The sequence below is a fragment of the Sphingomonas insulae genome (assembly GCF_010450875.1).
Classification (GTDB): domain Bacteria; phylum Pseudomonadota; class Alphaproteobacteria; order Sphingomonadales; family Sphingomonadaceae; genus Sphingomonas; species Sphingomonas insulae.
Window position 1 is genome coordinate 2240796 of sequence record NZ_CP048422.1, and the last position, 21480, is coordinate 2262275.

General features: G+C 66.5%; 18 protein-coding genes. 11 read left to right on the forward strand and 7 right to left on the reverse strand.

The window, feature by feature from the left end; all coding sequences use genetic code 11:
- Window positions 1-40: 40 nt before the first annotated feature.
- Complete coding sequence (locus tag GTH33_RS12315; RefSeq protein ID WP_163958640.1) at window positions 41-2113, reverse strand: M13 family metallopeptidase; 2073 nt, start codon at window positions 2111-2113, stop codon at window positions 41-43.
- A 289-nt stretch (window positions 2114-2402) separates the two neighbouring features.
- Here GTH33_RS12315 and GTH33_RS12320 point away from each other — a divergent pair, with 289 nt between their 5' ends.
- Genes GTH33_RS12320 through GTH33_RS12330 form a run of 3 tightly spaced genes read left to right on the forward strand, consistent with a single transcriptional unit; the run spans window position 2403 to window position 5358 of the window.
- Window positions 2403-3995 carry a pilus assembly protein TadG-related protein gene (locus GTH33_RS12320; RefSeq protein ID WP_163958641.1) on the forward strand — a complete coding sequence of 531 codons (1593 nt, stop codon included), beginning with the start codon at window positions 2403-2405 and terminating at the stop codon, window positions 3993-3995.
- Window positions 3996-4027: 32 nt separating this feature from the next.
- Entirely contained in the window at window positions 4028-4588 is a 561-nt protein-coding gene (locus GTH33_RS12325) for a TadE/TadG family type IV pilus assembly protein (protein ID WP_212592670.1), read from the forward strand.
- An 11-nt stretch (window positions 4589-4599) separates the two neighbouring features.
- Window positions 4600-5358: a TadE/TadG family type IV pilus assembly protein gene (locus GTH33_RS12330; RefSeq protein WP_243848239.1), complete on the forward strand. Its 759-nt coding sequence runs from the start codon at window positions 4600-4602 to the stop codon at window positions 5356-5358.
- Window positions 5359-5389: 31 nt separating this feature from the next.
- Here the strand turns inward: GTH33_RS12330 and GTH33_RS12335 are convergent, their stop codons facing one another.
- Window positions 5390-6124, reverse strand: coding sequence for a glycosyltransferase family 2 protein (locus GTH33_RS12335; RefSeq protein WP_163958644.1), 735 nt, complete (start codon window positions 6122-6124; stop codon window positions 5390-5392).
- Between the two features lie 49 nt (window positions 6125-6173).
- On the reverse strand, window positions 6174-9116 hold the full coding sequence (locus GTH33_RS12340) for a TonB-dependent receptor plug domain-containing protein (RefSeq protein ID WP_249054886.1): 2943 nt from the start codon (window positions 9114-9116) through the stop codon (window positions 6174-6176).
- 175 nt (window positions 9117-9291) lie between these two features.
- Here GTH33_RS12340 and GTH33_RS12345 point away from each other — a divergent pair, with 175 nt between their 5' ends.
- The 3 genes from GTH33_RS12345 to GTH33_RS12355 are packed head-to-tail and all read left to right on the forward strand — an operon-like array spanning window position 9292 to window position 12280.
- Window positions 9292-10560, forward strand: a complete 1269-nt coding sequence (locus GTH33_RS12345) for an extracellular solute-binding protein (protein ID WP_163958645.1) — start codon at window positions 9292-9294, stop codon at window positions 10558-10560.
- Window positions 10557-11438: a carbohydrate ABC transporter permease gene (locus GTH33_RS12350; RefSeq protein ID WP_163958646.1), complete on the forward strand. Its 882-nt coding sequence runs from the start codon at window positions 10557-10559 to the stop codon at window positions 11436-11438. Before GTH33_RS12345 ends, GTH33_RS12350 begins: the two co-directional genes overlap by 4 nt.
- A complete protein-coding gene (locus GTH33_RS12355; RefSeq protein ID WP_249054887.1) occupies window positions 11435-12280 on the forward strand; it encodes a carbohydrate ABC transporter permease in 846 nt (281 codons plus the stop codon). Before GTH33_RS12350 ends, GTH33_RS12355 begins: the two co-directional genes overlap by 4 nt.
- Here GTH33_RS12355 and GTH33_RS12360 read toward each other — a convergent pair.
- Window positions 12241-13350 (reverse strand): ABC transporter ATP-binding protein, encoded by a 1110-nt coding sequence (locus GTH33_RS12360; RefSeq protein WP_163958647.1) that lies wholly within the window; start codon window positions 13348-13350, stop codon window positions 12241-12243. The two genes, GTH33_RS12355 and GTH33_RS12360, sit on opposite strands and share 40 nt — an antisense overlap.
- A 68-nt stretch (window positions 13351-13418) precedes the next feature.
- Complete coding sequence (locus GTH33_RS12365) at window positions 13419-14951, reverse strand: L,D-transpeptidase family protein (protein WP_249054888.1); 1533 nt, start codon at window positions 14949-14951, stop codon at window positions 13419-13421.
- 153 nt (window positions 14952-15104) lie between these two features.
- On the opposite strand from GTH33_RS12365, the gene GTH33_RS12370 reads away from it, so the two are divergent.
- From GTH33_RS12370 to GTH33_RS12390, 5 genes are all read left to right on the forward strand, one after another.
- Window positions 15105-16508, forward strand: coding sequence for a glycoside hydrolase family 28 protein (locus GTH33_RS12370; RefSeq protein ID WP_163958648.1), 1404 nt, complete (start codon window positions 15105-15107; stop codon window positions 16506-16508).
- Window positions 16509-16616: 108 nt separating this feature from the next.
- The gene (locus tag GTH33_RS12375; protein ID WP_163958649.1) at window positions 16617-17654 is read left to right on the forward strand and encodes a glycosyltransferase family 2 protein; all 1038 of its coding nucleotides are present in this window, start codon (window positions 16617-16619) and stop codon (window positions 17652-17654) included.
- Window positions 17651-18640, forward strand: coding sequence for an acyl-CoA dehydrogenase (locus tag GTH33_RS12380; protein ID WP_163958650.1), 990 nt, complete (start codon window positions 17651-17653; stop codon window positions 18638-18640). Before GTH33_RS12375 ends, GTH33_RS12380 begins: the two co-directional genes overlap by 4 nt.
- Complete coding sequence (locus tag GTH33_RS12385; protein ID WP_163958651.1) at window positions 18637-19287, forward strand: PIG-L deacetylase family protein; 651 nt, start codon at window positions 18637-18639, stop codon at window positions 19285-19287. The genes GTH33_RS12380 and GTH33_RS12385 overlap by 4 nt, the downstream gene beginning before the upstream one ends.
- Entirely contained in the window at window positions 19284-19859 is a 576-nt protein-coding gene (locus GTH33_RS12390) for a class I SAM-dependent methyltransferase (RefSeq protein WP_163958652.1), read from the forward strand. The genes GTH33_RS12385 and GTH33_RS12390 overlap by 4 nt, the downstream gene beginning before the upstream one ends.
- A gap of 24 nt (window positions 19860-19883) precedes the next feature.
- On the opposite strand, the gene GTH33_RS12395 is transcribed toward GTH33_RS12390, so the two are convergent.
- A complete protein-coding gene (locus tag GTH33_RS12395) occupies window positions 19884-20477 on the reverse strand; it encodes an FKBP-type peptidyl-prolyl cis-trans isomerase (protein WP_163958653.1) in 594 nt (197 codons plus the stop codon).
- A 56-nt stretch (window positions 20478-20533) separates the two neighbouring features.
- Window positions 20534-21409, reverse strand: a complete 876-nt coding sequence (gene yghU / locus GTH33_RS12400) for a glutathione-dependent disulfide-bond oxidoreductase (RefSeq protein ID WP_163958654.1) — start codon at window positions 21407-21409, stop codon at window positions 20534-20536.
- Window positions 21410-21480 lie beyond the last annotated feature (71 nt).

Sequence of the window (21480 nt, forward strand, 5' to 3'; positions counted from 1 at the left end):
CCGTTCCGGCAACATCGACCAGCGCCTGGCGACGCGACCGTTACCAGATCCGCACGCGGTCTGCCGGCGCGAGATATTGTTTCTGGCTCGGGTCGATCTTCCACGCCGCATACCAGGCATCGACGTTGCGGAGCGGATTGACCGCCCGGATCTGCCCCGGCGAATGGGGGTCGCTGACCAGCTGCTGGCGTAGCGCTTCGTTGCGGAACAGCGTCCGCCACACCTGCCCCCAACCCAGGAAGAAGCGCTGATCGCCCGTGAAGCCGGCGATGACGGGTGCGGGCTTGCCGCCCAGCGATGTATGATAGGCGTCGAGCGAGATCAGCACGCCGCCGAGATCGCCGATGTTCTCACCCATCGATGCGCGGCCATTGATGTGGATACCGGGCAGGCCGTCAAAGCTGTACGCTTCATACTGACCGCCCAGTCGCGCCGCCTGTGCCTCGAACTTGGTCGCGTCCTCCGCTGTCCACCAGTCGCGCAGGACGCCGTGGCCGTCGGACTTGCGCCCCTGATCGTCGAAGCCGTGGCTGATCTCATGGCCGATCACGCCGCCGATCCCGCCGTAATTCACCGCGTCGTCGGCCTTCGGATCGAAGAATGGCGGCTGCAGGATCGCGGCCGGGAAGACGATCTCGTTCTTGACCGAATTGTAATAGGCGTTGACCGTCTGCGGGGTCATGCCCCACTCCGCCTTGTCGACCGGGATGCCGATCCGCCGCCGGCGATAGTCCCATTCGAAGCGCTGCGCCGCCTCCGCATTGCCGACGAGGTCGGCCGGCTTGACCTGCAGCGCGGAATAATCCCGCCACTTGTCGGGATAGCCGATCTTGACGTTGAAGCCCTGCAGCTTCTCTAGCGCCTGCTGCTTGGTTGCCGCGCCCATCCAGGTGAGATTGCGGATACGGCCGGCCAGTGCCACGCGAAGGTTGCCGACGAGCTGGTCCATCTTGGCCTTGGACGCGGGCGGGAAATACAAGGCGACATAGTCTCGACCGATGCCTTCACCGACGCCGTTCTCGGTGAACGCCACCGCCCGCTTCCACCGTTCGCGTTGCTGCGGCTGGCCGTTCAGGAATTTCGACCGGAAATCGAATTGCGCGTCGACGAAGCGTTTCGACAAGAGCGGCGCGACGTCATCGGTGATGCGAAACGCCTCCCACGCTTTCAGCGTCGGCAGATCGGTATCGGCGAACACCTTGGCGATGCCAGGAAAGGCCGTGTTCTGCGCGACGATCGCGCGGTCGGCGGCATCGACTCCGGCCGCCTTGAAGAACGTCGCCCAGGGGAATCCCGGCGCCTGCTGTGCCAGTTGCGCGGGCGTCGTGGGGTTGTAGGTCTTGTCGCGATCGCGGCTTTGCGCGCGCGTCCAGTGAGCCGCGGCAAGCTTGGTTTCCATCGCAACGACGTTCCCCGCCGCGGCATCGGCATCCGGCCAACCGGCGAACGTCAGCATCTGCGCGACATATTGCCGATACCGCGTCACCTGCGGCGCGAACTTGGGGTCGAGGTACAGATCGCGATCGCCGAGGCCCAGCCCCGATTGACGCAGGTACAAGGCGTATACGTCGGGGCGCTTCGCGTCATCGTTGACGCCGGGCGCGAAGAAGCTGGCGCCGAAGCCGCCGAGCGAGCGGCCCATGAACCGCGCGATGTCGTCCTTCGACGTGGCGGCCTTCAGCGGCGCGAGGCGCTGGGTCAGGGGTGCCGCGTCCAGCTTTTCCGCGGTCGCGGTGTCCATAAAGTCGGCGTACAGGATCGCTGCCTTCATCCGGTCGGGATGCGCGCTATCGGTCGCGCTATAGCCGCCGATCAGGCTGCGCAGGCGTTGTTCGGACACGTCGCGCAGCACCGCGAAGGCGCCGTAAGACGAACGGTCGGGCGGGATCCGCGTCCGGTCCGCCCAGGCGCCATTGACGAAGCGGAACCAGTCGTCGCCCGGCTTGACGCTGCGATCCATGCCCGTCGTATCGAAACCCCAGCTGCCATAGCTGGTGACGGCGGCATCGCCGGTGGGATTCGCCGCCACGGGGCGCGCCATCTGGCCCGCGACGGAACTTCCGATCGACGCGGCACCGAGCAAGGCAACGAGCGGCAGATGCTTCTTGATCAACCATCTTCTCCGATAAAGGACATGGCATCTTACCTGTGCCGCGATGCAGCGCTAGCGAAATCACGCAACGACGTCTGCACATTCTGCCATTGGGTCGGCGGGGACGGGCTTCGCGTTCCCGCCGATCCCCATCGCTTTAAGCAGAAGCTAACGTTTTGACTTTAGCCGTAGAACATCCCTGTTGTGTAGAGTTTCGATGGCGGCACGAGCATTGTTCCGGGCGAGTTGCCGACGGTATCGCCAAGCGTTACACCTCGCATCGGCGCTATACCACGATGTGCGCGGGAACGTGACGTTCCTGACAGCGATCTTTACCATCGTACTGCTTGCCGTGGTGGGCTCTGCCGTCGACCTGGGACGAGCGCACGCCACCCGTACGCGCCTGCAACATGCGTGCGACGCCGCATCTCTGGCGGGACGACGTGCGATGACGACGAGCAGCGTCGACGATACCGTCAGGGCAGAGGCGCTGAAGTTCTTCAATTTCAATTTCCCGCAGGGTGCGTTCGGTACGTCGACCTTCACGCCGTCGGTGTCGAGCCTGTCGGGATCGACGCAGACGGTGGTCATCAGTGCGGCGACGACCTCGCCGACGCTGATGATGAAGTTCTTCGGTTTTTCCGCGATCCCGCTGTCCGTCACCTGCAACGCGAAACAGGATTTCGTGAACACGGACATCGTTCTGGTTCTGGATACGACCGGTTCGATGGCTGCGAAAGCGTCCTCCCGCGATACGTCTACCAAGATCGTAGCGTTGCGCGCGGCGGTGCTGGCGCTCTACGATCAGCTCGCAACGGTGCAGACCAATCTGGAAGCGGCCGGCATGCGCTTGCGCTACGGCATCGTGCCCTATGCCAGTACGGTGAACGTCGGTGCCGCGATCAAGGCGGTAAGCCCCAATTACATGTATCAGGGCCAATGGGCGTATCAGTCGCGACAGGTCGTCACCGACAATACCGGTTATTATGCCTGTCTCGACCAGTACGGCACCTACAACAACAATAAATGCACCTACTTCAAATATAGCGCGCGGTCGTTCGACACGACGAACTTCGTGTCCGGCGCGAATGTCGATGTCGCGCCACTCGTCGGGACGGGCACCTATTACGGGCTTACCCCGACGACGCAGGTCTCGAACAAGACGAGCTGGAAGGGCTGCATCGAAGAGCGCCAGACGACGCAGATGCCCGCATCCTCGACCAGCATACCGACCGGCGCCTATGATCTCGACATCGACCTCATCCCCGCAACGGACGCACAGAAGTGGAAGCCGTATTGGCCAGAGGTGGAATATACGTCCTATCAGGATCGCATCTATTCATCCGACTACATGAAGCCGCAATATGCGTGTCCCACGGCCGCAGCACCGATGAAGGCCTGGACGCGTGCGAATCTATCCGATTACCTGGACACCCTTGATCCCGACGGCGGCACCTATCATGATTTCGGCATGATGTGGGGTGCGCGTTGGGCGTCGGCCAACGGCATCTTCGGTTCCGCCAACCCGGCGACCTACAACAGCATGCCCGTCAAGAAGTACATCATCTTCATGACGGATGGCCTGTTCGATACCGGCTACAGCACCCTCTATTCCGGCTATGGGGTGGAACAGCTCGATGCGCGCGTGACCCCGGGTGGCAGCTCGTCCAATGAGGCCGATCAGCTCGCTCGCCACAAACAACGCTTCAACCTGCTTTGCTCGAAGGCGAAGACGATGGGCTATTCGGTCTGGGTGATCGGTTTTGCGACGACACTCGACGCAAGCCTGACGAACTGCGCCAGCAATGCCAGCCAGGCCTCCACATCGGCGAACTCCGCGGCGCTGCTGGCGAAGTTCGTGGAGATCGGCAAGAACATCGGCGCCTTGAGGCTTACGCAGTGAGGCTGTCGATGCGGTCGGCCGTCGTCGCGTCGTTGCGCGACGACAAGGGCATAACGATCGTCGAATTCGCGATCGTTGCGCCATGCCTCGTGCTCCTGATGATCGGTCTGCTGGATCTGGGCTTCAAGGCCTACGTCGGGATCCAGTTGCAGGGGGCCCTCGAACAATCCGCTCGGCAGGTGACGGTGGGGACCTCGACGACCACAGCTGCACTCACCAGTCTGGTGAAGACGCAAATCGTCAAGATCGTCCCGAAAGCGTCGGTGTCGGTCGTGCCGACGAGTTATTACGACTTCGCCAACGTCGGAAAGCCCGAACCCATCACCACGGATACGGCACCGCTGGGGACGTTTAATCAGGGGGACTGCTTTCAGGACCTGAACGGCAACGGCGTATGGGATGCGGACGCGGGATCGAGCGGGACGGGGGGATCGGAGGATATCGTCTATTACACGGCGACGGTCACCTATCCGGATCTGCTGCCGGCCGCCAAACTCTTCGGCTTTTCGTCGACCGCTACGGTCACCGGTACGACCATGATGAAAAATCAGCCTTATGCCTCGCAAGCCGAACCGGCGATCAAATGCACGTGATATCCGCGCGGTTGGCGCACACCGCCATCAGTCGGGCCGCAAGGCTGTCAGGGGATCGTTCCGGGGTCGCGCTGGTCGAATTTGCGTTCGCCTTGCCGCTGATCCTGCTGCTCGGGGTTGGCGGCCTGGAAACGGCCAATTTCATGTCGGCCAGTCTTCGTATGTCGCAGATCGCGATGACGGTTGCCGACAATGCCGGACGGGTCCGAACGTCGATCGATGAAACCGACATCAATGAGTTGATGATGGGTGCCAAGAAGATCGGCGAGCCGATCGCCTTCGCCGCCAATGGCCGGATCATCCTGTCGGACCTGGAACAGCGGACCAATACGACGGGCGGCGCCACGAGCGTCACGACCGCCAACCCCAACGGATATCGCCAGTGGATCCGTTGGCAGCGGTGTGCCGGTGCCCTGAACGTCACGTCCAGCTACGGTCTTCCCCTCGACGCCGCAGGAGCCGCGGTGACGAACCTGGACAGCACCGCCAACACGGACCACGGCGCCGTCGAGACCAAGTCGATGATCCTCGGCATGGGGCCGTCGGACAATATGATCGCCGCCTCCACGGGCACTGCGGTCATGGTGGCGGAGGTCGTGTACACCTACAAACCGATCACGCCGATCGGCCTGTTCAGGGGCTGGACCATCCGGCGGCTGCAGGCGTTCAACGTCCGCCAACGGACGGACTATATCGTGCGCAACGACAGCGGCGCGTCGGGCAATGCGCGCTCCGACTGCCGGCTGTTCTCGCCGACCGTGCCGAGCTGATCGTCCACGCCAACGGCGGGTGCGCGGACGGTCAGGCCATCAGGTCGGCAAGATACGGATGCGACAGGACCCGTTGCGCGTTGCGTGCGCCGATCGCGGTGTCGTTGACCAGGCGGCTGCCGGCGACCGTCCGGTACAGCGCGACACAGGTATCGATGCGCGCGAAGCGGGCACCCGCCGCCGCGACGCGCGTGTAGAAGTCCCAGTCGTTGCAATTGTGGAAGCTGGGATCGAAGCCGTCGACGCGTTCGACCGCCGCACGCGCTACGATCGACCAGCTGGGCCCGATCACGCCGCCGCTCGCAAGCCCGCGGCGAATGCACCCGCCGTCCCAGCCGCATTCGGGCGCCTGCGGGGCGCCGTCGCTCTCGACCCGCGCGAAATGGCCGACGACGATATCCGCCGTGCCATGACCGGCGCCATCCAGCAGGGCGCGGGCAGCGCCCGGCAGCCAGACGTCGTCGCTATCGAGGAACGCGATCCAGTCCGCTCCCGACAGGCCGGCCCCGGTGTTGCGCGCCTGCGACGCACCGACGTTGCGCGGCAGGACGATCGCCTCGACGGTGTCATGAGCTGCCGCCAGCCCGCGGATCACCGCGGCACTGTCGTCGGACGATCCGTCGTCGACCACGATCACGCGAGCGGGCGCGGGGTCCTGCGCAAGGACGCTGGCCACGGCGTCGGCGACGACGTGCGCGCGGTTGTGGCAGGGAATGATGACGTCATACGTCGCGAGCGGCGTGAACAGGATCGGGGCATGGAGCATCGCTGCTCCATGCCAGTTTCGCGCTCGATATCAAGCGCGTCGATCGCGCTCAGCGGCCACCGAACCGCAGCTTTGCGCCGGCGTAAAGATAGCGGCCGACCGGCGAGATCGGCACGTTGGTCTGAAAGCCGATATCGGGTTTCTGGTTGGCGAGATTGTTGACGCCGCCATAGAACGCAAAGTCCTCGCCCACCGCGACCTGCGCCTGCAGGTCGTGCTGCCAGAGCGCCTTGTAACGGAAATACCGCGGATCGACGAGCGTCGCATTGCCGTCGGTCTCGAACCGGCTGAATCGGCGCACGCCGTTTTGCCAGCGCAGATTATAGCTGACGGTCAACGCGCCGTTGATCCAGGTCGGCGAGAAGGTCGCGTTCCATTTCGGGCGGAAGATCTGGTCGACGTTGTTCTCGATCTCCGCGCCCGGCGTTGCGATCTGTTCGAGGGTGTCGAGGTAACCGCCGACCAGCCGCAGGTCGAACGTGCCGATGCCGGCCGTACGGACGCGATAGGCGACGTTCAGCTCGGCCCCGGCGGTGCGGAACGCCGCGACGTTGGCCGGACGGATGGTATAGCCGTTGATGAAGCCGGTTCCCTGTCGGCGGCTGATCTGGCTACAGAACGGATTGTCCAGCGTTGGCTGGTCGACGCAGAGTTCGGCGATGCTGTTGGCGGCGTTGCCGTCGGGATTGTTGATCGCGCCGCGCAGCTTGATGTCATACCAGTCGACGCCGATCGACAGGCCGGGCACGAAGTCGGGCCGCAGTACCACGCCGGCGGTCCAGGTCCGCGCCACCTCCGCCTTCAGGTCGGGATTGCCCGACACCGAGCCGGGAATGAAGATCGTCGCATCGGGGTTGTTCTGGGCCGTGAACGTGGCGGGATTGCCGCCGAGGCCCGAAATCAGCGTCGTGCAATTGGCGGCGCGCGTCGCGCTGCCGAGGTTGCGGTTGCCGACGTAGCACGGATCGGAGAAGAAGGCGCTGGACCCCGTCGTCGGACGGAACAATTCGCCAATATTGGGCGCGCGCACCGACCGGCCGTAGGAGCCGCGGAGGCTGATCGCGCGGATCGGCGCCCAGATGCCGTTGAACTGATAGGCACGGGTCGATCCGACCGTTGAATAATCCGAATGGCGCCCCGCCGCGCCGACCGACAGCAAGTGGAAGAAGGGCCGGTCCTTGATCAGCGGCGCGTTCAATTCGCCGAACGCCTCCCACACGTCGAAGCGGCCGGTCGACGGGGTCGGGATAATGTATTCGTCATATTGATAGAACAGATTGTCGACGAGCGCCTGCGCAGGTGTGAAGCGGCTCGACTCGCGCCGGTATTCGCCGCCCACGGCAAAGGCGACGGGGCCGCCGGGCAGCGTCAGGAACTGGCCGAAATCGCCGCTGAGCGAGGCGTTGGCGACATGCTGGGTGATGCGCGCATTGCTTTCCGGATTGCGCAGGTAATAGGCGAACGAGGCGGAATCGACGGTGTTGCCCCCGAAGGTGTTGACCGGCACGCACCCCGCCGCACGGGCCGTAGCAGAGCGGCAGACGATGGTGCCGCCGGGCCCGCGCACGGCGTCGAGCGCCTCGACGAAGTTGGCGCTCAGGCGATCGTTCAGCTTGGTCGCGCGAACGTCGGTCTGACCATAGGTATACGAGACGTCGTAGCTGGCGTGGTCGGTCAGCCGCCCGGTGATGTCGACAACACCGCGCCAGGTGCGGCGGCGGTCAGTTTCACCGCGGCGGGGAATGTCGAAATTGTTGCGGTTGACCTCGACCGAGGTCAGGCCGGCGGCACGCGCGGCGTTGAGGATGCTCGTCGGGATGAACGGATTGTCGAGCGCGATCGTGGCCGGGTAATTGCCGCCATAGCCGCTGAAGCTGGTGACGGTCGACTGGACGAACTTGCCCTCCACACTGACCTTGAACGCGTCCGAGGCATCGAAATGGGCGAGTGCGTTCACCGCATGGCGGCGGGTGCGCGGATAGATGTCGCCGATATAGCCCGCGACCGGCGTGTCGTCGCCCCCGACGGTATAGCCATCGTTCGCCAGGAAGCGGCCCGGCGTATAGACGGCGCCGTCGCCGCGGAACGTCTGGTCGCCGATATACACGATGCCCTGGTTCGAGCTGTACGGATAGCGCAGGTCGCCCAGCGGTGCCTTTTGATAGCTGCCGGCACGGGTCGGGTCGTATCCGTCGACGTTGACGAAGAACTGGCGCTCGCCGTTCGACAGGTATCCGCGATCGTCGTTGGCAAGTGGCTGGTCGGCGTTATATTCGTATGCCAGCGTCACATTGGCGCGGCCGCCGGCGAAGTTGCGGCCGGCGATGAGCGAGGCGAAGCGGTTGGCGGCATCGCCCCGATCGGAAATGCCGAACTGGGAACGGGCGGACAGGCCGTCGAAATCGCGCTTCATGATGAAATTGACGACGCCCGATACGCCATCCGCCCCATATACGGCGGATGCGGCACCGGTCAGCACGTCGACGCGCTCGATCAGGTCGGTGGGGATGGCGTTGATATCGACGGCGGCGGTATCCGGCTGCCCGGCGACGTGGCGGCGGCCGTTGACCAGAACCAGCGTCCGTGTCGGGCCGAGCCCGCGCAAGTCGAGCAGGTTGAGCCCGACCTGGCCGAAGCTGCCGTCGACCTGGTTGCTGCCGGCGGTGCGCGTGTTGTCGAGCGAGTTGGTCAGCGCCGGCACGCGCTGCAGGAAATTGGTGACGTTGGTGTTGCCCGATTGCTGGAGGTCGGCAGCACCGAACGACACGATCGGATTGGGCGCCTCGTAATCGGGGCGGCGGATGCGCGATCCGGTGACCACGATGTCATCGCCCGTGGATGCCGTATCGGACACCGGCGTGGGTGTGGCGGCGATCGGCGCGTCCGGTGTGGGCGTCGCGGCGGGCGGGACGGTCTGGGCATGCGCAGCAGACGCCGCGAACAAGGTCGCGCCCGCAAGCAACACGCGGCGGCGATCGATACGCGACATCATACTCTCCCTGTGTGCCGGCCTGGGCCCCGCCGGCGATATTGCCCGATCCTTAGAGCCATCTGTCAGGCTGGTTCAATCGGAACCGGACCGATCAGGGTTAAGAAATGTCTGTTTCCGCGTGATTTAATCGGCCCACGTCTGGTGCGCGCCGCGCCGATGCGCCATCGTCGCCGCGATGGGGGACGACAGGACGGTCGACGAATGGACGCGGCGGCGCGCGCTGGGGCTGCTGCCTGCGCTGGCCGCCGCCGGCTGTGCGCCACGCCGGGCATCGAACCGGCCGCTGGCGATGTGGGCGATGAGCTGGGAGGGCGATTATTCGCCGCTGCTCATGCCCGCCTTCACCGCCGCGACCGGCATCGATGTCGACGTGCAATCGCTGCCGACCACTGCCAGCCACGAAAAGTTGCTGACCGCATTTGCCGGCGGCGCGATGCCGGACGTGCTGATGCTCTTCAACGGCTGGGTCCAGGAATTCGCGACGATCGGTGCGATCGCGCCGGTGACGTCACCGGCGCTGGTGCGCGACATGTTTCCCGGCGTGCTGGAATCGACCAGGGTCGCCGGGCGCGACTATGCGGTCCCGTGGTCGGTCGCGCCGCAGGTGCAATTCTACCGCCGTGATATCCTGGCTCAGGCGGGTTACGAGCGTCCGCCGGAGGATTGGGACGGCTGGCGGACGATGGCAGCGGCGATCAAGCGGCGCCGGCCCGACGATTACGTTTTCCTGATGCTGCTCAACTGGCCGACCGGGCTCGTCACGATGCTGTCGCAGGCGGGCGCGACCATGCTGCGCGACAACGACACGCGCGGCGCGTTCCAGACACCGGAGGCGCGGGCCGCCTTTTCCTATTATGCCTCGCTCTACACGGACGGCTTCGCCCCGATGGCGTTGTCGACCGAGATCCAGGACCCGGTGGCGGCGTTCGCGACCGGTTATTGTTCGGTCTGGCCGAGCGGTCCGCCGACGCTGAAGGATTTCGCCCGGCGGGCCGACCTGATCCCGCGCGATCGCTGGGATACCGCCCGCCTCGCCGGGCCGCACGGCTTGGGTCCGGTATCCGGACTGAGCGCCAGTCTGTGCGTGTCCACCCAGACCCGCCGACCGCGCGAGGCATGGGCATTGGTCCGGCATCTGACCTCGATCGACAGCGAGCTGACATATCAGCGGCTGATCGGCAATCTGCCCGCACGCCGCGATGCCTGGCACGGGCCCCAGCTTGCCGACCCGGTGTTGCGCCCGTTCGCCGAACAGATGCGCCAGCCCGCCGCCGCGCCGCGGGTGATCGAGTGGGAACGCATCCAGATCGAAATCCAGCTCGCCGCCGAACGCATCGTTCGCAAGGTCGAAACGCTGGACGGGGCGCTCGCAGGGCTCAATCGGCGGGTCGACCGCCTGCTGGCCAAGCGTCGTGCGCTGGTCGAGGCAGGGAAGATCTCATGACCCGGCAGGAACGCGCCGGCTGGCTGTTTTCGGGGCCCGTACTGGCGATCATCGCATTCGTCTTCGTGTTGCCGACCATCCTTGCGCTGGGGTTGTCGGTCACCGATTATTCGATCTACGCGCTTGCCGACTGGGCGAATTTGCGCTTCGTCGGATTGGGCAATTTCAACGAACTGCTGTCGACACCGCTGTTCTGGCGGGCGCTTGGCAACACCATGCTGTTCGCCACCCTCGGCGTACCGATGGCGATCGGTACCTCGTTGTTCGTCGCCCTGTTGCTGAACGATGCGACCGTGCGGTGGAAACCGCTGTGGCGGGTCTTGCTCTTCGCGCCCTATGTCACCAGCATCGTTGCGACCGCGGTGGTGTGGCGGTTCCTGTTCAACGAACGCTTCGGCCTCATCAACCGCGCGCTGGCTGCGCTCGGCGTGGCGCCGGTCGACTGGCTGGGCGATCCGCATACGTCGATCCCCGCCATCCTGATCTTCGTGACGTGGAAGGTGTTCGGCTACAACATGATCGTGTTCACCGCCGCGCTGTCGGCGGTGCCGGGCGATCTGATGGAGGCGGCGCGGCTGGACGGCGCGTCGCGTTGGGGCCGCTTCCGCCATGTGACGCTGCCCGCGATCGGGCCGACCCTGCTGCTCGCGACGGTGATGAGTGTCGCCGGGTTCCTGCAGATCTTCGCCGAACCCTATGTGATGACGCTCGGCGGACCGGCGCAGAGCACGACGACGGTGCTCTATTTCATGTTCGACGAAGGCTTCAAATGGTGGAACCTGGGACAGGCGAGCGCGGTCGCGTTCATCCTGTTCCTGATGATCCTGGCGGTGACGATCGTCCAGACCCGGATCGGGAGGCGGCAGGAATGGCTGTGAAACGGCTGCGGACGGTCGTGACGACCACGGCGGCGGCCCTGCTGACCGCGCTGACAATCGCGCCACTCGCCTATATGGTGATCGTGTCGTTCATGCCGCGCGGAGAATCGACGACGCTGCCGACGCCGTTGTGGCCGTCGCGCTGGTCCGGCGAGAATTATTACGAACTGCTCGTTCGGCGCCAGGTCGATGGCGGGTGGTTCGACTATCGGATCGTCCCCGCGTTGCTCAACAGCCTGGGGGTGGCGGCGATCTCGACGGTGCTGGGCCTGCTGCTGACCGTCCCGGCGGGCTATGCCTTTGCCAAGTTGCGGTTCCGGGGCCGCGAGCGATTGCTGCAGCTGTTGATCGCATCGCTGGTGGTGCCGGGGCAGGTCGCGATGCTGCCGCTGTTCCTGATCTTCAAGGAACTGGGGCTGGTCAACAGCTATGCCGGGCTGATCCTGCCTAGCCTCGCGGGGATCTTCGCGGTCTTGTTCGTCCGGCAGGCGACGCTGGCGATCCCGGACGAGATGATCGACGCGGCGCGGATCGATGGCGCCAGCGAGGGGCGCGTTTTCGTCCATATCGTCCTGCCGCTGCTGGTGCCGATCGTCGTCACGCTGGCGCTGTTCATGTTCCTGGGCAGCTGGAACGACTTCCTGTGGCCGTTGATCGTGCTGGCCGACCAGCATCTCTACACGCTGCCCGTCGCCGTCGCCGCCATCGCCCGCGAACATGCCGCGGACGGCGAGCTGATGATGGCCGCGGCGGTGGTGACGACGATCCCGGTGCTGCTGCTGTTCCTGACGCTGCAGCGTTATTATCTGACCGGGCTGCTGGGCGGCAGCATCAAGGGATAGGCGCGGCCATCGGCGCCGAACAGGTGCGTGTCGGCGGCGGCAACCGCGAAGCGCAACGTTTCGCCCAGCGTCACCGCCCGCTCGCCGGGCAGCTGCGCGACGATCGTGCCGATCGCGCCTTGCGCGCCGAGATGCGCGAAGGAGAGGGGGCCGAGCCGCTCGAACAGCTCGACCGCACCGGCGAACGGACCGTCATCGGCAGGCGACAGATGTTCGGGCCGGACGCCCAGCGTGGCGGCCGCGCCGATCGCCCCGTCGGGAACGCGGACCGCGGCGTGCACCGTTCCGCCGTCGGGCAGCCGCACCGTCGCGCCTTCGTCGCTGGCGGCGACGATCGTCACCGGCAACAGGTTCATGCCCGGCGATCCGATGGCGGCGGCGACCGCCAGGCTGGCGGGACGGCGATAGACGTCGAGTGGCGCGCCGACCTGCTCGATGCGGCCTTCGCTCATCACGACGATGCGGTTGGCGAGCGTCATCGCCTCCAGCTGATCGTGGGTGACGTAGATCATCGTGCTGCCCAACTGCTGATGCAGCCGGGCGAACTCATGGCGCATCCGTGCGCGCAACGCGGTGTCCAGATTGGACAGCGGCTCGTCGAGCAGCAGGACGCGCGGGTTGCGCACCACGGCCCGGGCGATCGAGACGCGCTGGCGCTGCCCGCCGGACAGCGCACGCGGACGCCGATCGAGCAATTCGCCAAGGTCGAGCATGGCGGCGACCGCGGCGACGCGATCGGTGATCTCGCGCTTGGCGACCCGTGCGACCTTCAATGGAAAGGCGATGTTCTGCGCGACCGTCATCTGCGGATAGAGCGCATAGGATTGAAAGACCATCGCGACGCCCCGGTCCGATGGCGCCGCATCGGTCACGTCGCGCCCGCCAATAGTGATCCGCCCCGAGGTCGGCTCCTCCAGCCCGGCGATCATCCGAAGCAGCGTCGACTTGCCGCATCCCGACGGGCCGACGAGGACCAGGAATTCACCGTCCTCGACGGCAAGGTCGGTCGGATGCAATGCGACGCTGTCGCCGAACCGCTTGGTCAGCTGCGTGATTTCGACTGCGGCCATGCCATCTCCTCGATGCGATCCGTGCGAGCGGCGGCGCGCGTCTGTCAACACCGCCGTGCCGCCGCGCATCACGGCCCGATGTCGATCGCCTTCGCCTCCGCCCGTCTGGCGGATGCCCGGGCAAAGCCGAGCTGTTCGGCCACCGCATCGTTCCAGCCATAGGGATCAGTCCGGAATGCGATTGCGCCGTCATCGCCGATGAAGACGTTATGGTACAACAGCCTGACGGGGATGCGGGTGGGCAGAGGGACGAAGGTCATCTCGCCACTCGCCTGCGCCGCCTGCCACGCATCGGTGACGCCCTCGTCCTCCGCCAGCATCTGCGCGAAGCCCAACGCATCCTCGACGCGCACGCAGCCGTGGCTCAAATGACGCTGGCTCCGCTCGAACAGCGCCGGCGCGGAGGTGTCGTGCAGGTAGATCGCCTGGTCGTTCGCCATGTCGAACTTGACGAGGCCCAGCGCATTGTCGGGCCCCGGCTGCTGGACGATCCAGCCGTCGCGCAGGACCATATTGTGCGCCTGCAGATAGTCGGCGCCGACATTCGCCATCTCGCCGTTCTGGATCGATTTCGGCACGGTCCAGGTCGGGTTGGCGACCAGGCGGTAGATGGGGGAGGACAGCGGCGGCGTCTCCCGTCCGGGCTCGCCGACGACGACCTTGCGGGTGTCGACCAGCGTGCCGTTGCGGTAATAGCGCAGCTGTGCCGCCGCGGTGTTGACGTCGATACGCGTCGCCGCCGGATTGCGCGCCAGCCACCGTCGCCGTTCCAGCGCGACGGCGAGCGCCCGCGCCCGATCGCCGGCGCCAAGGTTCAGCACCTTCAGCGTGGCGGGGCCGACCACCCCGTCCGCAGCGATGCCATAATCGGTTTGCAGCGCCTTCAATGCCTCTGCCATCGCCGGCGTGTAGAGCGTGGCGGTCGTCGCCGGCTCCGCCGCAGGCGCCGTCAGATAGCCGCTGTCCGCCAGCTGGCCCGCAACCGCCGGCACGCGTGCATCGGTATCGCCGACGTGGATGAGGCCGGCCGCGATCGCCGGTCCCGGCGGCGCTGCCGCGGCGGCGCGGCTGAAGCGCACATAGGCGTCGGACAGCTGCCGGTATTCCGCATCGCCGGGCGCCAGCGTGTCGAACCAGGTCGCCAGCGTGCCGGCCTGCAATGCCGTCCACAACCCGGCGGCCACGTCCGCCTTCGGGCGTGGCAAGGTATAGACCTGATGCAGCGCCGCAGGGTCGGTCCGGCCGCTGGCGAGCGCATGGGCATAGTCCAGCGCGGTCCGCGTACGCGCCACATCGCGGTCCGCCGCCGTCGCATCCGGAGCGGCGAGGGGCTGGAACCGGACATGATCGAGCCCGTGCCGATCGCGGGCGGCAAGCGCCGTGTCGAGGGCGTCCGCAGCCGCGGCCGTCCAGAGCATCCGCCACTGCGCCTTGGCGTATAGCGACCGCATCGCGGGGTCCGTGACCGCGGACGGATCGATCCTGGCCGCTCCGTCGGCCACGACGTCCGCGGCATGCTGGGCGTCGGCGGCGGCGGGCAGCAGGACCAGCCAGGGAAGGAGCGGGGCAATGCGGCGGACGAGCCGGCTTTTCGACATCATGCCCTCATAACGTTCCACCCGGCAAGATGGGCCAGTCCGACCGCATCGCGCCATCCGCTGACGAACGGACTTTCAACTGTTCGAGGCCCGTTCCACATTGCGAAGCCATTCAGATCAGGGCAGGTTTGCATTCCAAAAGGGAGGAGTCACGCTATGACGACGCTGTTCGATCGCCGCTCGCTGATCCGCAGCGCCTGCACTCTGCCGCTGCTCGGGATCGGCGCGACGGCGGCGACATTGCCACGGCGGCAGGTGTCCGTGCCAGCGCCGTTCGATATGCCGACCATCGCCATACCGGATTTCCGCGGTAGCCGGCGGTTTCCGATCACCGACTTCGGCGCGACGCAGGGTGATCGGGCGCGGACCGCCGCGGCCATCGCCCGCGCGATCGACGCTGCGAATGCCGCCGGATCGGGGATCGTCGTCGTTCCTGCGGGCGCGTGGCCGACGGGCAAGATCCACCTCAAAAGCAACGTGAACCTGCACGTCGCCCGGGGCGCGACGCTGCTGTTCTCCGACGATCCCGCCGATTACCTGCCCGCGGTGCAAACGTCGTGGGAGGGGATCGAATGCTTCAATTACTCCCCGCTCGTCTATGCGTTCGGCTGCGAGAACGTCGCCATCACCGGGCCGGGGCGGCTGCAACCGGTCATGGACCGGTGGAAGATCTGGTCCGCCCGGCCCAAACCCCACATGGATGCCCTGATCGCGCTGTATAACATGGCCTATCGCAACGTTCCGGTCAGCGAACGGCAGATGGCGGTCGGCGCGAACAATCTTCGCCCGCAGCTGATCCAGTTCAACCGCTGCCGCAACGTCCTGGTCGAAGATATTCAGATCGAGGGCAGCCCGTTCTGGACGCTGCATCCGCTGATGTGCCGCGACGTGGTCATCCGCCGTATCAAGGTGCGGGCGCACGGCCACAATAACGACGGCATCGATCCCGAAATGAGCCGCAACGTCCTGATCGAGGATTGCCAGTTCGATCAGGGCGACGATGCGATCTCGGTCAAGTCGGGCCGCGACATGGATGCCTGGCGCCTCGCCGAGCCATGTCGCAACGTCGTCGTCCGCAACTGCCGGATCCTCAACGGCCATCAGCTGATGGCGATCGGCAGCGAATTGTCCGCCGGCATAGAAAACGTGCTGGTCGACGACTGCCAGTTCGTCGGCGACGGCAAGGGCGCGGACGATCACGCGGTGCCGATCAACAACCTGCTCTACGTCAAGACCAACGAACGGCGCGGCGGGTTCGTGAAGAATATCCATATGACCAGCGTCAGCGCGACGACGATCGCGGGCGGCGTGCTCGCGGTGGAAACGGACGTGCTGTACCAGTGGAAGACGTTGCTGCCGACCTACGTGCGCCGGTTGACCCCGATCGAGGGTCTGCACGTCCGCGACGTCACCGTCGGCAAGGCGAAGTTCGAATGCCTGATCCGGGCGGAACGCGACATGCCGGTCCGCCACGTGTCGATGAACCGCGTCGCCGTGGCCGAGGCGACCGGACCGCGGATCGTCACCGAAAACGTGCTGGATTTCACGACTGCCCCCTAGGCGTCCGAACCGTCAAGTCGGTTGGCGAATGCAGCCATCTCGATTAAGAGGTTGAAGCACATCGATAGATTGCCATCATCGCAAAAGGTGCGGGGAACTGGCCGGAGAATGCCCCTGACCGACGCGTTATCCGTGGTGATCTGCGTGCCCGCGCGCAACGAACAACGCGCACTGCCGGGCTTGCTCGCCGCGCTGGCAGGGCTTGACGGTATCGATCGCTCGGTTGCCGTCTGTATCTATCTGGATGCGTGCACGGACGACAGCGTGGCGGTGCTGGACCGCGCCGCATCGACCATGCCGTTCGCCTTGCAGGTCCAGGTCGGCACCGCCGGCCGGGCGTCCAACGCGGGCGTGGCGCGGCATGCGGCGATGGCGATGGGCGTCGCGCGACTGGCGGGGGCGGAAGGCCTGCTGTTCACCACCGATGCAGACACGTGGCCACGGCGCGACTGGATCACCAGCGGAACCGCGGCCCTTGCCCGGTCCGACATCGTCGCCGGCAGGATCATGCGTCGAAACGGCATGGCCGATGGAACGCAGTCGCGGATCGAATGGTATTACGACCGGCTATACGCCTATCGCCGGCGCATCGACCCGGTTCCTTGGGAGGCTCACGATACCCATCATTTCAGCGGCGGCGCCAATATGGCGATGCGATCCTCCGTCTACCGGGCGCTCGGCGGCTTCAGGCCCCTGCCGTCGGCAGAGGATGCGACGTTGCTCGACGATGCGGCACGCGCGGGGTTTCGGGTGCGGCGGGACGGCGCGATGATCGTTGAAACGTCATCGCGGCGACATGGCCGCGCGCCCGCCGGGCTGGCCAGCGCGTTGCAGGCGCTCGACGCCGGCGAACCGCCGCTGTTCGTCCATCCCCGCATCCTCGTCGGCCAATGGCAGGCGCACGCGGCGATGCGGGCGGGATTCGCCAGGATCGACGATGGTGATATGCGTGCACAGCTCGGTAGCCAGCTGGGCCTGTCCGGCGACCATGTCCTTGGCGTTGCCCGCGACTGCCCGAATGCGGAAGCGTTCGCGATGCGCATCGTACCCGCGCCGCAGGGTGCCGCCGATCTCGTGACGCTACAGGCCGCCGAGGATGCGTTGACATCGCTGGAAATGGCGGCGGGCGAGGGGGTGGCGGCATGACCGACACGGCAGATCTGCTGCGCGCGGCGATCGCGACCGCCGGTTGGGACCGTGATGCGCCGCGTGATCCCGACACGCCGGGCCGCTATCTGTCGCTCCTCACCGTATTGTACGCGATGGGCCGGCGCGACCTGCCGCTCGGTCGCCTGCTGGAGGGGCATGTCGATGCGGTACAGATCGTTCGCCGCTACGGCACGGCGGCGCAAGTCGACCGCTTGCTCGCGGCGCTTGCCGCGGGGGCGATGCTGGGCGTCTGGAACGCAGGGCTCGCGGGTGAACCCCTGGTGCTCGCCGACGATGGGCTGCGTGGCGGCAAGAGCTATGCGTCGGGTGCGGGCGTCCTCACCCATGCGCTGGTCACCGCCGATACGGCTGACGGCGCGCGATTGCTGCTGGTCGATCTGGCGAACGTGCCGCCGATGGTCGATCGCCACTGGTGGCGCATGACCGGCATGCAGCGATCGGAAACCCATCGCGTCCGCTGGTCGCACGCCGCGGTCGGCGACGATGCCCTCATCGGCGCACCCGGCGACTATGCGCGTGAACCGTTTTTCGGCGGCGGGGCGCTGCGCTTCGTCGCGGTCCACGCCGGCGGCATCGCGGGCCTGTGCGATCGGGTGCGCGACCATCTGATCGCGACGGACCGGGTCGGCGATCCCTTTCAGGCTGCGCGACTGGCCGAGATATTCTGTCTGGCCGACACCGCCGCCAGCATCGTCCGGCGCACGGCGGTGGATTGGTTCGAACAGGACGACGCCGCTCGACTGCCGCGGGTGGCGGCCGCCCGGCTTGCGGTCACCGATGCGGCGGAACGGGCGCTTGCCCTCGCGCAGCAGTCCGTCGGCCTCACCGGCCACTTCCTCGATCACCCGTTGGCGGCGATGCTGACCGACCTGGCGGTCTATCTGCGCCAGCCGGCGCCCGACGGGCAGCGCCTGCGGGTCGGCGCGGCGGTTGCCGCCGGACACCTCGTGCCATCGCTGTGAGGCTCCGGCTCGGGCGACCGCGGCATGCCGTCGTCATCGCGCCCCATCCCGATGACGAGGTGATCGGCGCCGCCGCGTTGATCGGCGCGCTGCGCCGTCGCGGCTGCCGGGTGACCATCGTGATCGTCAGTGACGGCGCCGCATCGCATCCCGGCAGCCGGCGCTGGCCGGCCGCACGCCTGATTGCGGAGCGGTATCGCGAATCCCGTCGCGCGCTACGGCGTCTCGGCGTGCCGGCGGGTGCCGTACGGACTCTCGGCCTGCCGGATGGAGCGGTGAGCGCACATCTGCCGGCCTGCACGCTGGCGCTGCGCCGCATCGTCGCCGATGCCGACCTGATCGTCGCGCCCGCCATCGGCGATGCGCATCCCGATCATCGTGCCGTCGCGATGGCGTTGCGCCGGGTCCCGGGCGGCGCACGCCGCCTTGCCTATCAGGTCTGGCCGCCGCGGTCGCTGGACCGCGGCCGCGGCCGCGGCCGCACGCTCGCGGCGCCCGGCGGGTCGGCGGGGAAGCGATCGCTGATCCGCCTTCACCGGACGCAACTCGGTGCGATCAGCGACGATCCGGCGGGGTTCGCCATCGCCCGGCACGAACTGGACGCATTTTGTTATCCGCTCGAGGCATTCGTGGAGCTTTGCCGATGACGACGATCGATCTCGGCGGCTTCGCGGCCAAGTTCGCGACCGACAGCGACCCATGGCGCACGCTGAGCAACCATGACGAGGCCATCAAGCGACAGGCGATCCTCCACGCCCTCGGTCCCGGCCCGCTTGGCCGCGTGCTGGAACTCGCCAGCGGCAACGGCTCGAACAGCGCCGCGATCTCCCCAAGGGCACTACGCCTCGACGCGACGGAAGGAACGGCGGAGGGCACGCGGCTGACCGCGCAGGCCGTGGCGCGTTATCCCCGCGCTCGTGCATCGCAATTGGCTTTGCCGGCGCCATTCCCGCGACCGGTCTATGATGCGATCGTCGTCGCGGAGCTTCTCTATTATCTGTCCCCGCGCGACATGGCGCGGGTGGCGGCGGACGTCGCCGCCGCGTTGCGGCCCGGCGGCAGGCTGGTTCTGGCGCACCACCGGATCGATTTCTACGATTTCGCCCAGCACGCCCGCGGCATTCATCTGCGGTTCCTGCAACGGACCGGCCGGTCATGGACCGTCAGGCGCGTACGGGCGCTGCGTCGATGGGAGGTCGTGGTCGCGACCTGCCGCTGATCGGCGGTCGCACCGCCGACGGGTTCACGGCTTGGCGCCTGCGTCCTTCGCGTCATCCACCGCTGCGGATGCCGCCTTGTTCATGCTTTCGATCTCGGCGGCCGTCTTGTAATCCAGCAGTTCGACCTGGAACACCAAGTCCGAATTGGCGGGGATCGGCCCGGACGCCTGCGCGCCGTAACCCATCGCGGCCGGAATGCAGAACCGGCCGATCCCGGTCTTGCCCAGCATCTGCAACCCTTGCGAAAAACCCGGGATCACGCCGCCGACCGGCATCGGCGTCCGCATGCCCTGGTCGAACACCGCCCCCGTCGACGCGAGATATCCGATGTAATTGACCAGCACCACGTCGGTCGCGGTCGGCTTCGCACCCGGGCCTGCGCGCAACATGACATAGCCCAGGCCGCCCGGCGTCCGGCTGGCGCATACCCGCTGCCCGGCGGGCACGATCGGGTTGAGCGGCAGGGGTATGACGGCGGTATCGGGCTTGACCACCGCCGGCACGCCCGCGCGCGGCTTCGCCTTGCGGGCGGTCGCACCGTCGGCGATCGAGGGCGCCATCAGCGGCAGGACGGCGACACAGGCGAGGCGGCACAGGGTGCGGGAAACGGCGATCATCGCGTGGCTATAGGCATGCCGCGCGATCGACGCCACCCGCTCGCGTGAAGCCCGCGTCAGCCGAGCGTCAGGCCCTCGAAATCCGCCGCATCGTGGCGTTCGCGCAGGATCGTACCGGGCTCCCCCGTCGCACGATTGACGATCCGCCCCCGGCGGACCGCCTCGCGCCCGCCGACCAGGCGATACCACCGTTCTAGATTGGGATAGTCCTCCAGACCCAGGAACGCCTGCGCCTTGTAGATGCCGTCGAACAGGCCGCCGTACCACGGCCAGATCGCCATGTCGGCGATCGAGTAGCTGTCTCCTGCGACATAGTCGCTGCGGGACAGCTGCGTGTCGAGCACGTGCAGCTGCCGCTTCGCCTCCATCGCATAGCGGTCGATCGCATATTGGATCTTGAACGGCGCATAGGCGAAGAAATGGCCGAAGCCGCCGCCCAGGAACGGCGCCGATCCCATCTGCCACATCAGCCAGTTCATTACCTGCGCGCGCGCATGCCGCTCGGTCGGCAGGAACGCGCCGAACTTCTCCGCCAGATAGAAGAGGATGGAACCGCTTTCGAACAATGCGACGCTCGGCTCCACCGATCGATCGACGAGCGCGGGGATCTTGGAATTGGGGTTCACCTCGACGAAGCCGCTGCCGAACTGGTCGCCCTTGGCGATCTCGACGATCCAGGCATCGTATTCCGCGCCCGAATGACCCGCGGCGAGCAGCTCTTCGAGCATGATCGTCACCTTTTGCCCGTTGGGCGTGCCGAGCGAATAGAGTTGCAGCGGATGTTCGCCGACCGGCAGGTCCTGCTGCCGCGTCGCGCCGGACACCGGCCGGTTGATGCTGGCGAACTGGCCGCCGTTGCCCGGTTCCCAGGTCCAGACGTCGGGCGGCACATAGCCGCTGGGCTGATTGTCGGCGCTGGTGGTGTCGGCCATCTCAAATCTCCTGTTCGGCGCGCGATATCGGCACGACGCACGACCGGTGCAATCGGCAGCGCACACCCGCC